The organism is Mycobacterium sp. DHQP2018-32-09 (genome assembly GCF_058148405.1).
Genome location: NZ_JBYVYK010000162.1, coordinates 1 through 428, shown reverse-complemented (window position 1 = coordinate 428; position 428 = coordinate 1). Strand labels below are relative to the sequence as shown.

The window sequence follows — 428 nt, the reverse complement described above, 5'->3', positions numbered from 1 at the left end:
CCGCTCTGCGTCCCGGATCGTGGCGCTCGTGACCGGAAGGCTGTCGCAAAGCATCTCCCCGGCAAGTCCTTTGACGACGCCAGTGACAAGACGGCCATGTACCGGACGCTCACCCAACGGGGCGCGATGGGACCAGACTTCAGGACCAGTCCCGACCGGCATCTCTACAGGTACCTGTCGAAGCATGACAACCCCGGCCGGTTCCTCAGCGATCCGCGGTTCGACCTGAACAAGGGTGACGCGGTGATCGTCGCCACGGTTATTCCGGGGTTCGAGCGTGACAACGACCGGCCGACCGACAAGATCACCTTCCGGTTCGACTACCAGATCAGCCCGAGCCCCGAAGCCCAGCCGTTCGATGACGACGGCGACCCGATCAAGTACATCAGCCGCAAGGGCTCAGGCTCTCCCATCGGCATGATGCTCAG

1 protein-coding gene is annotated in these 428 nt (G+C 63.3%); it reads left to right on the top strand.

The genetic code is table 11. The annotated features are described in order from the left end of the window. Positions 1 to 96 precede the first annotated feature (96 nt). On the top strand, positions 97 to 428 hold a 332-nt coding region (locus tag AC30CM_RS27160; protein ID WP_490120000.1), incomplete at its 3' end, for a hypothetical protein.